18 protein-coding genes are annotated in these 17,580 nt (G+C 73.5%); 9 read left to right on the top strand and 9 right to left on the bottom strand.

Annotated elements, in window-relative coordinates; all coding sequences use genetic code 11:
- Positions 1 to 89: 89 nt before the first annotated feature.
- The 3 genes from ACYP53_RS37640 to ACYP53_RS37630 all read left to right on the top strand — a co-directional run bounded on the left by ACYP53_RS37640 (position 90) and on the right by ACYP53_RS37630 (position 2,086).
- A complete protein-coding gene (locus ACYP53_RS37640) occupies positions 90 to 1,019 on the top strand; it encodes a hypothetical protein (RefSeq protein ID WP_189913830.1) in 930 nt (309 codons plus the stop codon).
- Positions 959 to 1,225, top strand: a complete 267-nt coding sequence (locus ACYP53_RS37635; RefSeq protein WP_459650697.1) for a hypothetical protein — start codon at positions 959 to 961, stop codon at positions 1,223 to 1,225. The genes ACYP53_RS37640 and ACYP53_RS37635 overlap by 61 nt, the downstream gene beginning before the upstream one ends.
- Positions 1,226 to 1,300: 75 nt before the next feature.
- Positions 1,301 to 2,086, top strand: coding sequence for an aminoacyl-tRNA hydrolase (locus tag ACYP53_RS37630; protein ID WP_459650970.1), 786 nt, complete (start codon positions 1,301 to 1,303; stop codon positions 2,084 to 2,086).
- A 68-nt stretch (positions 2,087 to 2,154) separates the two neighbouring features.
- On the opposite strand, the gene ACYP53_RS37625 is transcribed toward ACYP53_RS37630, so the two are convergent.
- Together ACYP53_RS37625 and ACYP53_RS37620 are read right to left on the bottom strand one after the other, a co-directional pair.
- On the bottom strand, positions 2,155 to 3,273 hold the full coding sequence (locus tag ACYP53_RS37625; protein ID WP_459650696.1) for a fatty acid desaturase family protein: 1,119 nt from the start codon (positions 3,271 to 3,273) through the stop codon (positions 2,155 to 2,157).
- 7 nt (positions 3,274 to 3,280) lie between these two features.
- On the bottom strand, positions 3,281 to 4,339 hold the full coding sequence (locus tag ACYP53_RS37620; RefSeq protein ID WP_459650695.1) for a ferredoxin reductase: 1,059 nt from the start codon (positions 4,337 to 4,339) through the stop codon (positions 3,281 to 3,283).
- Between the two features lie 87 nt (positions 4,340 to 4,426).
- On the opposite strand from ACYP53_RS37620, the gene ACYP53_RS37615 reads away from it, so the two are divergent.
- Positions 4,427 to 5,566 carry a PucR family transcriptional regulator gene (locus ACYP53_RS37615; RefSeq protein WP_459650694.1) on the top strand — a complete coding sequence of 380 codons (1,140 nt, stop codon included), beginning with the start codon at positions 4,427 to 4,429 and terminating at the stop codon, positions 5,564 to 5,566.
- 11 nt (positions 5,567 to 5,577) lie between these two features.
- Here ACYP53_RS37615 and ACYP53_RS37610 read toward each other — a convergent pair whose 3' ends face one another.
- The 3 genes from ACYP53_RS37610 to ACYP53_RS37600 all read right to left on the bottom strand — a co-directional run bounded on the left by ACYP53_RS37610 (position 5,578) and on the right by ACYP53_RS37600 (position 8,085).
- Positions 5,578 to 6,348 (bottom strand): ABC transporter permease, encoded by a 771-nt coding sequence (locus tag ACYP53_RS37610; RefSeq protein ID WP_189913826.1) that lies wholly within the window; start codon positions 6,346 to 6,348, stop codon positions 5,578 to 5,580.
- 67 nt (positions 6,349 to 6,415) lie between these two features.
- The gene (locus tag ACYP53_RS37605) at positions 6,416 to 7,171 is read right to left on the bottom strand and encodes an ABC transporter permease (protein WP_459650693.1); all 756 of its coding nucleotides are present in this window, start codon (positions 7,169 to 7,171) and stop codon (positions 6,416 to 6,418) included.
- Positions 7,168 to 8,085, bottom strand: a complete 918-nt coding sequence (locus ACYP53_RS37600) for an ABC transporter ATP-binding protein (RefSeq protein WP_459650692.1) — start codon at positions 8,083 to 8,085, stop codon at positions 7,168 to 7,170. Before ACYP53_RS37600 ends, ACYP53_RS37605 begins: the two co-directional genes overlap by 4 nt.
- Positions 8,086 to 8,283: 198 nt before the next feature.
- Here ACYP53_RS37600 and ACYP53_RS37595 point away from each other — a divergent pair, with 198 nt between their 5' ends.
- Together ACYP53_RS37595 and ACYP53_RS37590 are read left to right on the top strand one after the other, a co-directional pair.
- Entirely contained in the window at positions 8,284 to 9,594 is a 1,311-nt protein-coding gene (locus tag ACYP53_RS37595; RefSeq protein ID WP_459650691.1) for a sensor histidine kinase, read from the top strand.
- Entirely contained in the window at positions 9,591 to 10,298 is a 708-nt protein-coding gene (locus ACYP53_RS37590) for a response regulator transcription factor (RefSeq protein WP_459650690.1), read from the top strand. The genes ACYP53_RS37595 and ACYP53_RS37590 overlap by 4 nt, the downstream gene beginning before the upstream one ends.
- A 70-nt stretch (positions 10,299 to 10,368) precedes the next feature.
- Here the strand turns inward: ACYP53_RS37590 and ACYP53_RS37585 are convergent, their stop codons facing one another.
- The 4 genes from ACYP53_RS37585 to modA all read right to left on the bottom strand — a co-directional run bounded on the left by ACYP53_RS37585 (position 10,369) and on the right by modA (position 13,371).
- Complete coding sequence (locus ACYP53_RS37585; protein ID WP_459650689.1) at positions 10,369 to 11,463, bottom strand: ABC transporter ATP-binding protein; 1,095 nt, start codon at positions 11,461 to 11,463, stop codon at positions 10,369 to 10,371.
- The gene (locus ACYP53_RS37580) at positions 11,460 to 11,588 is read right to left on the bottom strand and encodes a hypothetical protein (RefSeq protein WP_459650688.1); all 129 of its coding nucleotides are present in this window, start codon (positions 11,586 to 11,588) and stop codon (positions 11,460 to 11,462) included. The genes ACYP53_RS37585 and ACYP53_RS37580 overlap by 4 nt, the downstream gene beginning before the upstream one ends.
- Positions 11,585 to 12,394, bottom strand: coding sequence for an ABC transporter permease (locus tag ACYP53_RS37575; RefSeq protein ID WP_229928360.1), 810 nt, complete (start codon positions 12,392 to 12,394; stop codon positions 11,585 to 11,587). Before ACYP53_RS37575 ends, ACYP53_RS37580 begins: the two co-directional genes overlap by 4 nt.
- A gap of 92 nt (positions 12,395 to 12,486) precedes the next feature.
- Positions 12,487 to 13,371: a molybdate ABC transporter substrate-binding protein gene (gene modA, locus ACYP53_RS37570; RefSeq protein WP_459650687.1), complete on the bottom strand. Its 885-nt coding sequence runs from the start codon at positions 13,369 to 13,371 to the stop codon at positions 12,487 to 12,489.
- A gap of 368 nt (positions 13,372 to 13,739) precedes the next feature.
- Between modA and ACYP53_RS37565 the strand changes: the two genes are divergently transcribed.
- The 3 genes from ACYP53_RS37565 to ACYP53_RS37555 all read left to right on the top strand — a co-directional run bounded on the left by ACYP53_RS37565 (position 13,740) and on the right by ACYP53_RS37555 (position 17,508).
- The gene (locus ACYP53_RS37565; RefSeq protein ID WP_189913820.1) at positions 13,740 to 14,807 is read left to right on the top strand and encodes an RNA ligase (ATP); all 1,068 of its coding nucleotides are present in this window, start codon (positions 13,740 to 13,742) and stop codon (positions 14,805 to 14,807) included.
- A gap of 89 nt (positions 14,808 to 14,896) precedes the next feature.
- Complete coding sequence (locus ACYP53_RS37560; protein WP_459650686.1) at positions 14,897 to 16,243, top strand: cytochrome P450; 1,347 nt, start codon at positions 14,897 to 14,899, stop codon at positions 16,241 to 16,243.
- Between the two features lie 416 nt (positions 16,244 to 16,659).
- Positions 16,660 to 17,508 (top strand): MHYT domain-containing protein, encoded by an 849-nt coding sequence (locus tag ACYP53_RS37555; RefSeq protein WP_189913818.1) that lies wholly within the window; start codon positions 16,660 to 16,662, stop codon positions 17,506 to 17,508.
- The last annotated feature ends 72 nt before the right edge of the window (positions 17,509 to 17,580 follow it).

Genomic DNA, 17,580 nt, shown 5'->3' with positions numbered 1-17,580 from the left:
CAGAGGCACGGCGGGGCAGTGGCCGATAAGGCGTCCGGAAGCTGGTCCGGACCGGTGATCGGGCGGCCGAAAAGCCGTACCGTAGCCCCATGGGCGAGCGAAGCGATCATCCACAGGGGCCGGGCGCGGCGGAGGACTCCGGCGCGCAGGAGATCGAGGCGACGGTGGTGCTGGGCCTGCGGATCACCGACTGGCCGGCCCTGCGCGCGGCCGCGATCAGGGCCGTCGAAGAGCTGGACTTCGACGGGGTCGACCCGGCCGGCCAGCGCCGCGAACTCCTGCGCGAAGTCGCCGAGGACGCCAACGCGGCGCTCGGCGCCCTGCTGCACCCGGACCGGCTGGTGGCCGCCATCCCCGGAGTCGAGGCGGTCGGCGGCACGCTGGAGATCAGCGTGACCGAGGACTTCACCCCCGACTTCGCCGAGCTGTTCCCGCTGGAGGGCGACGAGGAGGACGGCGGCGCGGGCGCGGACTGGACGCTCACCCCGCGCACCGCCTGCCTGCTCCACGCCCAGCTGCTCGGACTGGCCGACGCCGCCTACGACGACCTCGACGAACACGGGGACGAGGCGGTCACCGACAACGAGGACCCGGACTGGACGGTCTACGCCCGGCTGCCCCAGCGCACCTGGCGGATGCACCGGGGCTGGCGCCGCACGATGGCCCGGGCCTTCGACGACCTGGCCGACGACCTCGCGCTCGGCGAGTGGCCGCTGCCGCGCTGCCTGGCCGAGGAGATCGCCCTGCGGATGGCGCTGGTGGACGCCCGGACGCTGCTCGGCGCGCAGCCCGAGTCGGTGGCGGACATGATGGGCGACCTCCCGGCCGACCTCTACGACTACGACTGGGACGGCTGCCACGACGAGCTGTTCGGCGTCTTCGGGCCCGACGACGGCGACCCGGAGCTCGCCGCCGAGCAGCGGACGGAGATGCTGCTGGCGGCCACGCACCCGGAGGGGTGGTTCCTGATGTACGAGGACGCGGAGGAGCGCGACCCCCAGCGCGGCTACCGGCGCTGACCGGGCGTCGGCCCCGGCGTGCCCGGCGTGCCTTCTACCCCTCGCTGCACCTCAACCTGGCCTCCGACCACCTCAAACTCGGCGAGCCCGACCTCGCGCGCGAGCAGCTCGAACGGGCCGTGCGCAGCCTGGACGCGCTGCCCGAGGACGCCTTCAGCGCGGGCATCCGGACCGCCGTGGACGAGCTGCGGCAGCGGCTGCGCTGAACCGGAGCCGCCCGGGGCGGGCCGAGCCGGGCGGGACGGGGCTGGCATGCTGGTCGGGTGACTTCTCCGTTCGACATGCCGGCTTCCGCGCCTTCCGCCTCCTCGCACGACTCCGCCTCCGACATCGACCGCGAGCCCGGTTCGGGTCCGGGTTCGGGCTCCGGCTCCGGTTCCGGTGGTTCTCCGGCGCCGGAAGAGCGTGACGCGCGGCCGCAGTACGTGCTGCCGCTGGTCGTCCGGGTGGAGAAGGCCACTCCGCCGGGGCGGACGGACGCCTTGGAGACCTCGGCCCGGGCGGTGCTCACCCTGCTCTCCGACCCTCGGGTGACCGAGGCGGACGGTGAGTGGGCGGAGCAGGTCGTGGCCTGGGAGGACGCCCGGATCCGCAAGGTGGTCCGGCGGGCCCGCAGCGGTGAGTGGCGTCGGGCGGGCGAGCTGCCGGGCGTCACCGTGCAGGGGCGGGAGGCGGAGGTGCGGGTGTTCCCGCCGATCCCGCTGGACGGCTGGCCGAAGGAGCTCGCCAAGCTGCAGGTCTCCGGGACGGACCTGGAGGAGACGGCCGAGCCCGGTGCGCCCGAGCCGGGGCTGCCGGTGCTGTGGCTCAACCCGGAGCTGGAGATGAGCGCGGGCAAGACCATGGCGCAGACCGGGCACGCCGCCCAGCTCGCCTGGTGGCGGCTGGACGACGCGCAGCGCAAGGAGTGGGCGGAGTCCGGCTTCGCGCTGGCGGTGCGGACGGCCGCGCCGGAGGCGTGGGAGGAGCTGGTCCGCAGCGGGCTGCCGGTGGTCCAGGACGCGGGCTTCACCGAGATCGCCCCGGGAAGCTGCACGGTGATCGCGGATCACCCCGCGCTGCGCTGAGCCTGGGAGCGCTGCGCTGAGCCCGGGAGCGCTGCGCTGAGCTGAGCCCGGGAGAAGGAATACCGGGGTCAGGCCGCGACGAGCTCCTTCTCGGGGGCCGGTGTCCTGACCTTGGGCTTCCTGTTCGGCAGCGAGAGCCGGAAGACCTTGTGCCACGCGGAGAACACCTGCTTGGGCAGCGACCCGGTGACGTACTCCAGCTCGTACTTCTCGAACAGCGCGCGCACCTTCACCGCGACTTCGGCGTACCGGTTGCTCGGCAGGTCCGGGAACAGGTGGTGCTCGATCTGGTGGGACAGGTTGCCGCTCATGAAGTGCATGGCCCTGCTGCCGCTGATGTTCGCCGAGCCCATCATCTGGCGCAGGTACCACTGGCCGCGCGTCTCGCCGTTGATCGACCGGCGCTCGAAGACCTGGACGCCCTCGGGGAAGTGCCCGCACATGATCACCGAGTGGGTCCAGAGGTTGCGGACCAGGTTCGCGGTGAAGGTGGCGGCGAGCGTGGTGAGGAACGACGGGCCCGACAGCAGCGGGTGGATCACGTAGTCCTTGAGCACCTGCTTGCGGATCTTGCGGCCCACGGCCCTGGCCCGGGCGCGGAACTCCGGGTCCTTGCGGCGGCGCTTGCGCAGGTTCTTGCCGAGCTCCAGGTCGTACGCCGCGATGCCGTACTCGAAGAAGCAGGCGTTGATGAAGTTCCACAGCGGCTGGCCGAGGTGGAACGGGTGCCACCTCTGGTCCTCGTCGACGCGCATGATGCCGTAGCCGAGGTCGTTGTCCTTGCCGATCACGTTGGTGTACGTGTGGTGCAGCTCGTTGTGCGAGTGCTTCCACTGCTCGGACGGCGAGACGTGGTCCCACTCCCAGGTGGTGGAGTGGATCTTCGGGTCCCGCATCCAGTCCCACTGGCCGTGCAGGACGTTGTGGCCGATCTCCATGTTGTCCATGATCTTCGCCACGGACAGGCCGGCGGTGCCGAGCAGCCATGCGGGCGGGAAGATCGAGAACAGCAGCACGCCCCTGCTGGCCAGTTCGAGCTTGCGCTGCGCCGAGATGACCTTGCGGATGTAGGCGGCGTCCTTCTCGCCGCGGTCGGCGAGCACCTCGTCGCGGATCGCGTCCAGCTCGCGGCCGAGCTCCTCGATCTGCTCCGCGGTCAGGTGGGCGGTGGGGTCGATGGCGGTCAAGGTGCGTCTACCGTTCGATGTCGCAGGGGCCCGCCGCGGCGGACACGCAGGTCTGGATGAGGACGCCCGGTTCGGCCTCGGTGATCTCGCCGGTGCGCAGGTCGCGGACGGCGCCCGCCTTGAGCGGCGTGACGCAGCCGAAGCAGATGCCGATGCGGCACCCGGAGGGCATGAGCACGCCGGCCTCCTCGCCGACGTCCAGCAACGGCGTGGCGCCGTCCGCGTCGACGGTCGTGCCGGTGGCGCTGAACGTGACCTCGCCGCCGTCGCCGCCGGTGACGACCGTGCGGGGGCGGAAGCGTTCGGTGTGCAGGCGCTCTCGGAGGCCGTGCTCGGTCCAGTGCTCCTCGGCGGCGTCGAGCAGGCCCGCGGGCCCGCAGGCCCAGGTCTCGCGCTCGGCCCAGTCGGGCACGAGTTCGCCGAGACGGGCGATGTCGAGCCTGCCGTCCGTGGCGGTGTGCACCTCGGTGAGGCGCAGCTTCCTGTCCGCGGCGAGGCGGTGCAGTTCGTCGCGGAAGATCACGTCCTGCGGCTGCGGCGCGCAGTGGACCATGACGACGTCGTCGAACCCGGTGTCGCGCAGCATGCCCATCACGGGCGTGATGCCGCTGCCGGCCGTCAGGTAGAGCACCTTGGCGGGCTTGGCCTGCGGCAGGACGAAGTCACCGGTCGGCTGGTCGAGGTGGACCAGCGTGCCCGGTGCCGCCCTGCGGACGAGGTGGTTGCTGACCTTGCCGTCCGGGATCGCCTTCACGGTGATCGTGATGCGGCCGTCCCGGCGGTCCGTCGGTGAGGTGAGGGAGTAGGCACGCCACAGGCGCCTCCCGTCGACGTCGACCCCGATCCGCACGTACTGGCCGGCCGTGTGGCCGCGCCAGCCCCGTCCCGGCTTGATCACGACGGTCGCGGCGTCACCCGTCTCGGGGTGCACGGCCTCGATGCGCCCACGCAGGTCGGCGCCCGCACGCAGCGGGCTGACCAGGTCGAGGTAGTCCGACGGCAGCAGCGGCGTCGTGACCATCTCCAGCAGTTTCCACGCCCTGCTGCGGAGGGCTGCACTCGTCATGACTCCAGCTTGCTGCGCCTCAGGGCGTAAAGTCCTGACCGTAGGGCGTAAATCTGCTCCGCAGAATTGTTCGCAGGGAACAAGAACATGAGCCATGCCATCCGGAGGGCCGGCGAGCCGGTCCTGGACGAGACGACGGTCACCGCGCTTCGGGCCGCGCTGACGGCCACCGCCGACGAGGTCGTCGAGGCGATCATCGACGAGGTCCCTCCCTACGCCAACGCCCTTTCGGGCCGTATGGGCGGCACCATCCGCCGAGCCGTCCGCACCGCCCTGGGGCACTACCTGGACCTCGCGAGCGGGAACGCCACGGGCGGCGACGCCGGTGACGCGGCCTACGAGCTGGGCCGCGGCGAGGTGCGCGACGGCCGTTCGATGGACGCCCTGCTCAGCGCCTACCGCGTCGGCGCCCGGGTGGCCTGGCGATGCCTGGCAGCGGGTGCCGTACCCGCGGGTCTGCCCGCCGCCGAGGTCGCCAGGTTCGCCGAGCTGACCTTCGCCTACATCGACGAGCTCTCCGCCGCGAGCGCCGCGGGCCATGCCGACGAACTGGCCGCCCGGGGCAGGGCCCAGGAACGCCACCTGGAACACCTGGCCCGCGACCTCCTCGCCGGCGCGAGCCCGGACGTGCTGCTGGCCGCCGTCCAACGGGCCGGGTGGCAGCCCCCGGTCTCGCTGACCGCGGTCGTGCTGCCCGCCGTCCAGGCCCGGCCCGCCTACCGCGTCCTCGACCCGAGCACTCTCGTCCTCGACGATCTGCCGGACACCACCGGCGTGCTGCTCGTCCCCGACGCCGACCGATCGCACCTCCTGCGGCAGCTGACCGACCGGGCCGCCGTGGTCGGCCCGGCCCGGCCATGGACTCGTGCGTCCGCCTCGTACGCACGAGCCGTACGTGCGCGCTCCCTCTCCGCCGACATCCGCGACACCGAGGAGCACCTGCCGGAGCTGGTGCTGAGCGCCGACGTGGACGCGTTCGCCGACCTGCGTGCCCGAGCCCTCGCGCCGTTGCGGGCCCTGCCCGTCGCGACCGCACGGCGGCTGGAGGAGACGTTGAGGGCGTGGCTGCTGCACCAGGGCAGGCGGGACGAGGTGGCGGCGGCGTTGTTCGTCCATCCTCAGACGGTCCGGTACCGGATGTCGCAGCTGCGGGAGCTGTTCCCGGATCTGGCCTCGCCGGACCGGGTCCTCGAACTGACCTTGGCGGTGGGGCTTCGGGGTGGCTGACGGGTGACATGTCACCCTTCCCCGCGCCGCTCCAGGACGCGCAGACCGCCGTACGCCGCAGCGCCCGCCCACAGGGCCATGATCAGCAGCCCGGTCCAGTAGCCGTAGTGGATGCCCGGCTCGGGCTGGGTGCGCATCGCGTACAGGCCGGCCCGGTCGGGCAGGAACTGGCAGACCTCGCGCACGCCGGGGATCGCCGCGAGGAAGGTCGTGCCGAGGAACAGCAGCGGGGTGAGCAGGCCGAGGGCGGCGCTGAAGTTGCCCAGCATCGCGGTGACTCCGAGGCAGAGCACCACCAGCAGCGGGTGGTAGAGCACGCCGGCCAGGAAGCTGCGGCTCAGCCCGGGAGTGGACGTGTCCAGGCCGACGGTGGCGGCGACGGCCAGGAAGGAGCCCGCCGTCGACAGCAGCCCGAGCAGCAGTCCCAGCCCGGCGCCGAGCAGCAGTTTGGCGCCGTACAGCCGCCCGCGCCGGGGGACGGCGGTGAGCGAGACGCTGATCATGCGGGTGTTGAACTCCTGCCCGATGAGCAGGATCCCCGCGCAGGCCACGGCGACGTGGCCGAACAGCAGCCCGTAGTAGATCCCGCCGGCCGGGTCCTCGCCGGGGGTGTGGTCCTTCGTGCCGTAGGCGAGGTTGACGGCCGCGGTGATGCCGACGGTCAGCACCAGGGCGGTCAGCGGGGCGGCCCACTGCGAGGGCAGGGTGGTGAACTTGATCCGTTCGGCGCGCAGGGCGGTGATCGGGCCCGGGTTCATCGTCGTTCTCCGTTCGTTCGTCATCCCGTCCGTCCATCCCGTCCGTCCATCCCGTCCGTCCATCCCGTCGTTCAGTCCCGCCCGTCCGGTGTCACGTGGTGCGCCGAAGGGCGCGCAGGCCGGCGTACGCCGCCGTGGCGGCCCAGAGCGTCATGATCAGCAGCCCGGTCCAGTGCCCGTAGGCGACGTCCGGGTCGTCGGCGTAGTGCAGCGCGTACTGGCCGGCGCGGTCGGGCAGGAACTGTGCCGCCAGCCGGGCCCCGGGCAGACCGCCGAGAGCCGGCGAGACCAGGAAGACGGTCGGGACGAGCAGGCCCATGGCGGCGGTGAGGTTGCCGAACAGCGCGGTCAGCCCGAAGCAGAACACCACCATCAGCGGCGGGTACAGCACCCCGGCGACGACGGCGCGGGTGAAGGCGGGGCCGTGCCAGTCGCCGGGGACGGTCGCCGCGTAGCCCGCGAAGGCACCCGCCGTGCCGGCCGCGCCGACGGCGAGGCCGACCAGTGCGCCGAGGGCGAGCTTCGCGCCGTACATCCGGGCGCGGCGGGGGACGGCGGTGAGCGAGACGTCGATCATGCGGGTGTTGAACTCCTGGCCGATCAGCAGGATGCCGAAGCAAGCCAGGGCCACGTGGCCGAAGTTGAGCCCGTAGAAGACGCCTACGCCCGGGTCGTCGACGATGTTGGGATCCGCGCCGCCGAGTGCGGCGCCCACGGCCGTGGTGACGCCCGCGGTGAGCAGCAGGGCGAACAGCGGGGTGAGCCAGAGCGATCGGAGGGTGGTGAACTTGATGCGTTCGGCGCGCAGGACCTGGAGGATGTGCGCCGCGGGGGCGAGGGGGCTCATGCCGCCACCTCCGCGCGGTACTCGACGCTGTCGGCGGTCATCCGCATGAACGCGTCCTCCAACGAGTCCTGTTGGACCGCGATCTCGTACAGCACCACCCCGTGGGCGGCGGCGAGTGCGGCGATCCGCTCGGGTTCGGCGCCGGTCACCTCCCAGGCGCCGCCGTCGACCCGGACGGCGGTGAAGTCGTGGCCCTCGCCGTCGAACAGCGCGGCCAGCTTGGCCGGGTCGACGGCGCGTACCCGGATCCTGGTGCGGCCGTGCCGGTCGATGAAGTCGGCGGTGGCGGCGTCCGCGAGCAGTCGGCCGCGGCCGATCACCACCAAGTGGTCGGCGGTGAGCGCCATTTCGCTCATCAGGTGGGAGGAGATCAGCACCGCGCGTCCCTCGGCGGCCAGTCGGCGCAGGAGCGTGCGGATCCAGCGGATGCCTTCCGGATCGAGGCCGTTCACCGGCTCGTCCAGCAGCAGGACCGCCGGGTCGCCGAGCAACGCGGCCGCGACGCCGAGGCGCTGGCGCATCCCGAGCGAGAAGCGGCGGATCCGCTGGCCGGCGGCGTCGGTCAGGCCGACCTGGCCGAGCACCTCGTCCACCCGGCCCTCCGGCAGCCCGTTGCTGGCGGCGAGCCAACGCAGGTGGCCGCGCGCCGTCCGGCCGCCGTGCAGGGCCTGGGCGTCCAGCAGCGCGCCGACCTGCCGCAGCGGGTCCGTGAGTTCGGCGTACGGGCGGCCGGCGACGAGGACCCGTCCGGCGGTGGGCCGCTCCAGGCCGAGGGCGAGGCGCATGGTGGTGCTCTTGCCGGCCCCGTTCGGGCCGAGGAAGCCGGTCACCACGCCGGGCCGGACCTCGAAGCCGAGGTCGTCGACGACACGTCGTCCGCCGTACTCCTTGGTGAGGCCCTGGAATTCGATCACGGCCGCGCTCCCCTCTGGTGGTCCGGTGCCGGGTGGTCCGGTGTCCGGCGCCGACGTCCGGTCGGCGATCACATTCCACCGGAGCGGAGGCACCGCCGGATCCCGCCGCGGAGTGGAGCCGTCTCCCTCTCGGGAGGGAGCCCGGCCCCGGCCCCGGGTGTGACGCCCGCCCGGCCGTTGACCTGGCAGGATGTCCCGGTGACCGAGACCGCAGTGACCAAGACTGCAGTGACCAAGGCTGCAGTGCCCGAAGCCGCGGTGACCGGGGCCGCGGTGCCCAAGGCCGAGGTGCCGAAGGCGGCCGTGCCCAGGACCGCCGTGCCCGGGTTCCTCGCGCCGCTGCTGGCCGGTGCCACGTACGCGCGGCTGCTGCACCTCCTGGTCGGATGGATCTTCATGGGGGTCATCCTGCTGATCTATCCCGGGACGTACGGGCTGACGCTCGGCCGGCTCGTGGCGGAGGCCGCCGCGGTGGACTCCGCCCTGCTGGTGCTCGTCGCCCTCATCCCGGCGGCGCGGCGGGCGGAAGGGGTCCAGGCCAGGCTGTTGCTGGTGCCCGACCGGGAGCAGGACATCGCCGTCGACCCCTCCGGGGGCTGGGCCGACCGGTGGCGCACCGCGCTCTGGCTGATCGGCCGGGTCGTGCTCGGCTCGGCCGTCGGGATGGCGACGGTCCTCTGCATCAACGGCGGTTCCGGTCTGCTGGCCGGTCCGCAGGGGCTGAACTGCCTCCTGCTGCTGCCGGTGGCGCTGCTCGGCTACGGGTGGCTGGTGGTGGGTGCCGGGCGGCTCCAACTCGCCATGGCGGTGCGGCTGTTGGGTCCGTCGCCGGCCGAGCGGCTGGCCGAGGCGGAGCTGCGGGCCGAACGTCTCCTGGAGCGCAACCGGTTGGCCCGCGAGCTGCACGACTCGATCGGCCACGCACTGACGGTGACGGTCCTTCAGGCGGGCGCCGCGCGGGAGGTCGGGGACCCGGCCTTCGTCGCCAGGGCGCTGGAGGTCATCGAGGAGACCGGCCGGCAGGCCATGGAGGACCTCGAACGCACCCTCGTGCTGCTGCGCGAGGCCCCCGAGGGCGCGACCACCGAACACCCGGGCGTCGACCAGTTGCCCGCGCTCTTCGAGACCGTACGGGCGGCCGGCAGCCCGGTCGAGGCGCGGGTCGACCTGCCGGCGGGGAAGCTGCCCGGGGTGCTCTCCCGGGAGTCCTACCGGATCGTCCAGGAAGGCGTCACCAACGCGCTCAAGTACGCGCCCGGCGAGCCGGTCAGCGTCCGGATCGCCGTCCAGGACGGGCAGTTGGAGCTGCGCTGCGCCAACGCGCTGTCGGTCGGCGGGACCACCGCGGCCCGGCACCCCGGCGCCGGAGCGCGCAAGGGCGGCAAGGGGCTGCGCGGCATCCGCGAACGGGCCACGCTGCTCGGCGGGGAGGCCACGGCCGGGCCGGCGCAGGACGGCAGCGGGGAGTGGGTACTGGCCGTCCGGCTGCCCCTACGCTTGGGGTCGTGACGAACGATCTTGTGGTGGACGGCCCGACCAAGGGGGCTGCCGGGGTGACGGACATCCTGCTCGCGGACGACGAGGAGCTGGTCAGGTTCGGCCTGCGGGCCGTCCTGGAGGCGCAGGGGGACCTGCGGGTGGTCGGCGAGGCCGCCGACGGCGCCGAGGCGGTGGCGATGGCCCGTACGCTGCGCCCGGACGTCGTGCTGATGGACGTCCGGATGCCGGTGATGGACGGACTGGCCGCCACCCGCGAACTGCTGCGCCCCGGCGCACTGGGCGAACGGCCGCCGCGGATCCTGGTCGTGACCACCTTCGAGAACGACGACTACGTCTACCAGGCGCTGCGCGCGGGCGCCGACGGCTTCCTGCTCAAGCGCTCCCGCCCGGCCGAGATCGCGCACGCGGTCCGGCTGGTGGCCGCGGGCGAGACGCTGCTCTTCCCCGCCGCGATCCGGCGGCTGGCGGCCGGGCACGGCAACCCCACCGCCCGCGCCACGATGGAACGGGCGGCGCTGACCGAGCGGGAGGCGGAGGTGCTGCGGCTGGTCGCCGGCGGCCTCAGCAACGGGGAGATCGCCGAGCGGCTGTTCCTCGGCGTGCAGACGGTGAAGACGCACGTCAGCAGCGTGCTGGCGAAGCTGGGCGCGCGGGACCGCACCCAGGCGGTGATCGCCGCGTACGAGTCGGGGTTCGTCGAGCCGTCGGAGTAGGGCGTCCGGGGTCCCCCCGGTCCTCCGGGGTCCCCCCGGTCCCCCCGCGGTTCACGGCCGACGGGGGGGCTCAGGCCGGGTAGGCGTGGGTCTGGGTCGCCTTGACCGAGGCCCAGACCGTGACCCCCGGTGCCAGCTCCAGCTCCGCGACGGCGGCCGGGGTGAGGTCGGCGGCCATCGGCAGGTCGCCGGCCAGGTCGGCGCGGACCCGGTCGGCGTGCAGGTCCAGGCCGATGACCTCGGCCTTCCACAGGTTGCGCGCGCTGGACTGCGGCCGTTCCCGGTGGAGCGTCACGGCGGACGGCGGGAAGGCGACGAACGCCGGGCCGTCCACCTCCTCGGTGGTGGCCACGAGGGTGCCGTCCGGGAGCGTGACACGGGTGCCCTCGGACCGGCCCTGGTACAGGTTCAGCCCGACCAGGCGGGCGATGTAGTCGGTGCGCGGCCGCCGGGCGACCTCCGCCGGACTGCCGGACTGCACCTCCTGCCCGTGCTCGATCACCACCAGCCGGTCGGCCAGCACCATCGCGTCCAGCGGGTCGTGCGTCACCAGCACCGCCACCGCCTCGAACTCGGCCAGGTGGCGGCGGAGTCGGGCCCGTACGTCCAGGCGGGTACGGGCGTCCAGGGCGGCCAGCGGCTCGTCCAGCAGGAGCAGCCGGGGGCGGACGGCGAGCGCCCGGGCCAGCGCGACCCGCTGCGCCTGGCCGCCGGAGAGCCGGCCGGGGCGGACCGAGGCGTGGTCGGCCAGGCCCATCCGCTCCAGCCAGTCGGCGGCCTCGGCCCGGGCGGCGCGCTTGGAACGGCCCTGGCAGCGCGGGCCGAAGGCGATGTTGTCGAGCGCGCTGAGGTGCGGGAAGAGCAGGTAGTCCTGGAACACGACGCCGACCGGCCGTTCCTCGGCGGGGGTGTGCACGCGCTCGGCCGGGTCCTCCAGGAGGCGGCCGTCCAGGCGCAGGTGGCCGCCGGTGAGCGGGAGCAGGCCGGCGAGGGCGCGCAGCGCGGTGGACTTGCCGGCGCCGTTGGGGCCGAGCAGGGCGATCACCTCGCCGGGGGCGGCGGTGAGGGCGAGGTCCAGGGTGAACGCGGCGCGGTCGACCCGCAGTCGGGCGTCGAGCGCGGTGCTCGGGAGGCGTTCGGTGCTCGGGAGGTGTTCGGTGCTCATCGGGTCGGCGTCCAGGTGTCCGAGGGGGTGGCCGAGGAGACGTCAGGGGAGACGTCAGGGGAGACGTCGAGGGAGGCGTCGAGGGAGGCGTCCGAGGAGGCGGGGGTGGTGGCGGGCGGCGTCACGGCGTCGACAGCCAGCGGTCGCGCAGGCCCGCCAGGACCGCGACGGAGACCACCAGCAGCACCAGCGACAGCGCGATCGCGGCCTGCGGGTCGGACTCCATGGCCAGGTAGACGGCCAGCGGCATGGTCTGGGTACGGCCGGGGAAGTTGCCCGCGAAGGTGATCGTCGCCCCGAACTCGCCGAGCGCCCGGGCCCAGGCCAGGACCGCTCCGGCGGCGATCCCCGGGGCGATCAGCGGCAGGGTGACCCGCCGGAACGCGGTCAGCCGGGAGGCGCCCAGGGTCGCGGCCGCCTCCTCGTAGCGGGGATCGGCGGCCCGCAGCGCGCCCTCGACGCTGATCACCAGGAACGGCATCGCCACGAAGGCCTCGGCGATCACGACCCCGGTGGTGGTGAACGGCAGCGTGATGCCGAACGCCGAGTCCAGCCAGGAGCCGACGATGCCGCGCCGCCCGAGCACCAGCAGCAGCGCCACACCGCCGACCACCGGCGGCAGCACCAGCGGCAGGGTGACCAGCGCCCGGATCACCCGCCGGCCCGGCAGCTCGGTGCGGGCGAGCAGCCAGGCCAGCGGGACGCCGAGGACCAGCGACACGGCGGTGGCCGCCGTCGCGCTGATCAGCGACAGGCGCAGCGCCTCCCAGACGGCGGTGCTGGTGAGCTGCTCGGACAGGCCGCTCCACGGCGCCCGGACCAGCAGCCCGACCAGCGGGAGGATCAGGAACGCCAGCCCGAGCAGCGCCGGGAGCAGCAGGGTGACCGGGACCCGGTGCGTGCGCGACCGGCGACGACGGCGGCGCGGCAGGGCCTGCGCGGGTCCCGCCGGGTCTGCGGGTCCTGCCGGGCCCGTGGGTCCGGCCGCGTCGCTCTTCCCGGAGCCGGCGGTGGTGCGGTCGTTCACGGCGCCTGGAAGCCCGCCGCGGTCAGCACCTGCTTGGCCTCGGGCGACTGGACGTACGCGACGAAGGCGGCGGCGCCGTCCTTGTTCGGCGCCTTGGCGAGCGCGGCGATCGGGTAGTCGTTCACGGCCTTGTCGGCCTCGGGGAAGTCCACACCGTCGATCTTCGCAGCATCGGCCCGCACATCGGTCTTGTACACCAGCGAGGCGTCGACCTCGCCGAGTTCGACCTTGGTGAGGGCGCCCTTGACGTCCTGCTCCAGGGTGACCGGGGTGAGGTCGACGCCCGCGGCCTTGAGCGCGGTCTGCGCGGCGGCGCCACAGGGCACCTCCTTCGCGCACAGCGCGACCTTCACCCCGGAGGCGGTGAGGTCCTTGAGGCCGGCGACGTGCTTGGGGTTGCCCTTGGGCACGGCGATGGTGAGCGTGTTCTTGACGAAGGTCGCCGGCTGGCCGCTCGCGCCGCCAGCGTCGGTCACGGTCTTCATGGTGGCCGGGCTGGCGGCGGCGAACACGTCCGCCGGGGCACCGGAGTTGATGCTGGTCGCGAGGGCGGAGCTGCCGCCGAAGTTGAAGGTGACCTTGCTGCCCGGGTTGGCGGCCTCGAACTTCTTGCCGAGCTCGGTGAAGGTCTCCTTGAGCGAGGCGGCGGCGAAGACGGTGATGGCGCCGCTGGCCTTCGGCACCCCGCTGCCCGTGGCGGAAGCACCGGAAGCGGTGGAACCGGTGGAGCCGGCGGAGTTCGCGGAGGCGGCGGCCGAGCTGGAGGAGGCCGAGGACGTGCCGCCGTCGCTGCCGCAGGCGGTGGCCCCGAGGCTGAGGACGAGGGCCGCGGCGGCGGCGACGGCGAGTCTGCGGGTGGTGCCGGTGGTACGGGTGCTCATCGGTGCTTCCCCTCCGGGGTGCGCGCCGGGAGGGGCGCGAGGGCGTGGCCGCAGCTGCGGCCATTACGGCGATCATAGTGCCGCATATGCGAGCGATAAATCCTCTGTCTCTTTGCACAGGCGGTGACGGGCGGGGGTGCCGGGGCCGCTGTGGGATGGCTCAAAAGGGGTGACGGGCGGGGGTGGTTGCCGGGTGCTCCCGGAACGGTCGGGGGCGCGCTGGGGTGCTCTGGGGCGAGCCGGCGTGAGCTGGGGGCGCGCGGAAAATGCGTCGCGCCGGGAGGGGTGAGCGGCCAGAGTGGTGACCGTCCGCGACCGGGCCGCGCGGTCGCGCCGCCACGGTCGAACCAAGGGGAGGAGTCCGTCCCATGTCCACGCTGCGCGTCACCGTCGAGAAGCTGACCGTCCTGGAGCACCCGAACGCCGATGCCCTGGAGCTCGCACAGGTCGGCCTCTACCGGGCGGTGGTCGCGAAGGGCGTGTACCGGACCGGTGACCACGCCGTCTACATCCCCGAACAGTCCGTGCTCCCCGAGGAGTTGATCGCGGAGCTGGGGCTGACCGGAAAGCTGGCCGGCGCCGCGGCGAACCGGGTGAAGGCGGTACGGCTGCGCGGCGAGCTGTCGCAGGGCATCGTCTGCCGTCCCGCCGCGCTCGCCGGCACCGACCTGGCCGCCGCGGCCGAGCGCGGCGAGGACTTCGCCGAGCTGCTCGGCGTGGTCAAGTGGCAGCCTCCGGTGCCGACGTCGATGAGCGGCGACGTGGTCAGCGCCCCGGACCTGCTGCCCTGGGTGGACATCGAGAACCTCAAGCGCTACCCCGACGTCTTCGAGCCCGGCGAGCCGGTGGTGCTGACCGAGAAGCTGCACGGCAGCTGCTGCCTGGTCACGTACACCGCCGCGACCGGCGAGACGCGGGTGTCGTCCAAGGGGATCGGCGCGCAGGGCCTCGCGCTGGTCGAGGACGAGCGCAACCTCTACTGGCGGGCGGTGCGCGCCCACGACATCCCGGCGGTGGCGGCCCGGCTGGCGGAGCGGCTCGGCGCCGAGCGGGTCGGCATCTTCGGCGAGGTCTTCGGGGAGGGCGTGCAGGACCTGAGTTACGGCGCCTCCTCGCGCACCGACCGGCCCGGGTACGCGGCGTTCGACGTGTCGGCCGTCGTGGACGGTCAGCTGGTCTGGCTGTCCGCGCCCGAACTGCTGGACGGTGAACTGCCGTTGGTGCCCGAGCTGTGGCGCGGCCCGTTCGACCCGGAGGTCGTGCTGGGGCACGCCCGCGGCAAGGAGACCCTCTCCGGTCGCGAACTCCACCTGCGCGAGGGCGTCGTGGTGCGGCCGGTGACCGAGCGGTGGAGCCCGGTGCTCGGCGCCCGGGCGATCGCCAAGGTGGTCAGCGACGCCTATCTGACGCGCAAGGGCGGCACCGAGTACGAGTAGGAGCCGGGTGGCGGCCGCCCACTCCTTCCGGTATTGACTACCCGTCAGTAGAGTCGACGGTGCGCATCCCTGTGCAGAAGGAGTCGCTCATGGCCGCCACTACCGCCGTACCCGGACCGGCCGGGAACCCCCTGGTGGGATCGCTGTTCGACCTCACCCGCCGTCCGTTGCGCACCTACCTCGCGGCCCGCCGCGACCACGGGGACGTGGTGCGGCTCCAGGCCGGTCCGCCCGGTCTCCGGGTCGAGTTCTACGCGATCTTCTCCCCGGACGGCGTCCAGCAGGTACTCGGCGGCGAGGCGGCCAACTTCCGCAAGGAGAGCGCCTTCTACGACGAGCTGCGGACCAGCGTCGGCAACGGGCTGCTGACCAGCCAGGACGCTGACTACCAGCGCCAGCGCCGGCTGATCCAGCCGCTGTTCACCCGCCGCCGGGTGGACGGCTACGCGGACGTGATCGCGCAGGAGGCGCAGTCGCTGACCGAGCGGTGGCGGGCCGCCCCGGACGGGGTGGTGGACGCGGCGGAGGAGATGTCGCGGTACACGATGCGGGCCGTCGCGCGGATCCTCTTCGGCGCGGACGTCGAGGAGGCGGCGGAGGTGGTCCACCACAACTTCCCGTTGCTCGGCGAGTACGTCAAGGAGCGAGGCTTCGCCCCGGTCCGCTTCCCGCGCACCTGGCCGACCCCGGGCAACCGGCGCGGTCTCGGAGCGCAGCGGGCGCTGTACGAGGTCTGCGACCGGATCATCGCGGAACGTGCCGCGCGCGGCAGCGGCGACGAGGACGCGGACGACCTGCTCACCCTGCTCGGGCGGGCACGCGGCGAGGACGGGGAGCGGCTGGACCCGGCCGAACTCCGGGACCAGGTACTCGTGTTCCTGGTCGCCGGGCACGAGACCACCGCGACCTCGCTGGCGTTCGCGCTGCACCTGCTGGCCAAGCACCCGGAGCAGCGGAAGCTCGCCCAGGAGGAGGCGCGGACCGTCCTGGCCGGGCGGGCGCCGACCGCGGCGGACCTGGAGGCGCTGCCGTACCTCACCCGGGTGCTGAAGGAGGCGATGCGGCTCTACCCGGCGGCGTCGCTGGTCGGCCGGCGGGCGGTCGACGAGACCGTCGTCGACGGGTACGTCATCCCGGCGGGGGCGCAGGTCGTCGTGGCGCCGCTGGTCACCCACCGGCACCCCGACCACTGGGCGGACCCGGAGCGCTTCGACCCGGACCGCTTCCTGCCGGAGGAGGAGAAGGCCCGGCACCGCTACGCCTGGTTCCCCTTCGGCGGCGGGCCGCGGGCGTGCATCGGGCAGCACTTCTCGATGCTGGAATCGGTGCTGACCCTGGGCGTGCTGCTGCGGGAGAGGTGGAGGCGGTGGACCGTCGGGTGGCACTCGCCCAGGGGATCACCCTGCGGGCGGCGAGCCCGATGCGGATCCGGGTGACGGCCGGCGGCTGACGGCTGGTGGCTGACGGGGGTCGGCGGGCAGAAGACTGCGGCCGGCGGACAACAGACAGCGGACAGATAGCAGCGGACAGATTTCAGAGTCTGTTATCTGTCCGCTGTCTGTTGTCATCTGTTCGCCGCGGCTCGGCGCGGTGTCCACGGTCCGGGCACACGACCGGATCATTCGAACACATCACCCGCCGCCTGCGGGCAGCTTTTCAGATCTTCGGGTGGCAGTTTCCGGCCGCTCGATAGCGTCCCACGCACCCCAGGCCGAAAGCGCACATGCGGCTGGCATATGACGAGACCTGAACAGGACGAGACCTCGCCGCCGGTCGCATGGAGTCCGCCCGGCCCGGGGTGCCCGGGCGCACCGCGTACCGCCCCGGGCCCGACCGGTCGACCGGAGGTCCCATGGGCACCCTCAACCACCTCAGCCTCGGCTGGCTGACCCCCGTCCTCTCGTACCTGATGGCCTGCGCGGGTGCCGCCCTCGGGCTGCGCTGCACCCTGCGCGGCCTGGCCGCGACCGGTTCCGCCCGGCGCAACTGGCTGCTCACCGCCGCCGCCGCGATCGGCTCCGGGATCTGGACCATGCACTTCGTCGCCATGTTCGGCTTCGCCGTCGACGGCACCGAGCTGCGCTACAGCGTCCCGCTGACCGTCCTCAGCCTGGTGGTCGCGGTGCTGGTCACCGGCCTCGGCCTGACCGTGGTCTGCTACGGCCGGCACCGCGGCCTCGCCCTGCTGGCCGGCGGCGTCACCACCGGCCTCGGCGTCGCCGCGATGCACTACCTCGGCATGGCCGCCGTCCGGATGCACGGCGGCCTGCGCTACGACGCGGGGACGGTCGCGCTGTCCGTCCTGGTCGCGGTCGGCGCGGCCACCGCGGCGCTCTGGGCCGCCGTCACCATCCGCAACGTCTACGCGGCCGGGGCCGCCGCGCTGGCCATGGGCCTGGCCGTCAGCTGCATGCACTACACCGGCATGGCCGCCGTCCACGTCCGGCTGGAGCCGACCCGGGCCGGCCTCGGGGGCGCGACCCCGATGGAGTTCGTGTTCCCGCTCGCCGTCGGCCTGGGCTCGTTCCTCTTCCTCGCCTCGGCCTTCGTCGCGCTCTCACCGACCGCCCAGGAGCGGGCCGGCTACCGGGAGGCGGGCGAACTGGCCATCGAGGAGTTCCCCGCCGCGGCCGCCCGTCCCGAGGCCGCTCCTCCCGCGCCCGCCCGCCCCAGCGCCGAGCACCACGAGCGCGCGGCCTGAGCGCCGTCCGGAGGTCATCCGGCCCGCACCTCTCCCTCTCCCGCCCTTCCCGCCTCGAAAGGCTCCCCCCGC

The sequence above is a fragment of the Kitasatospora sp. Ki12 genome, assembly GCF_054601375.1.
Note: the sequence above shows the minus strand (reverse complement) of the source record. Positions and strands in the feature narration are given on the sequence as shown.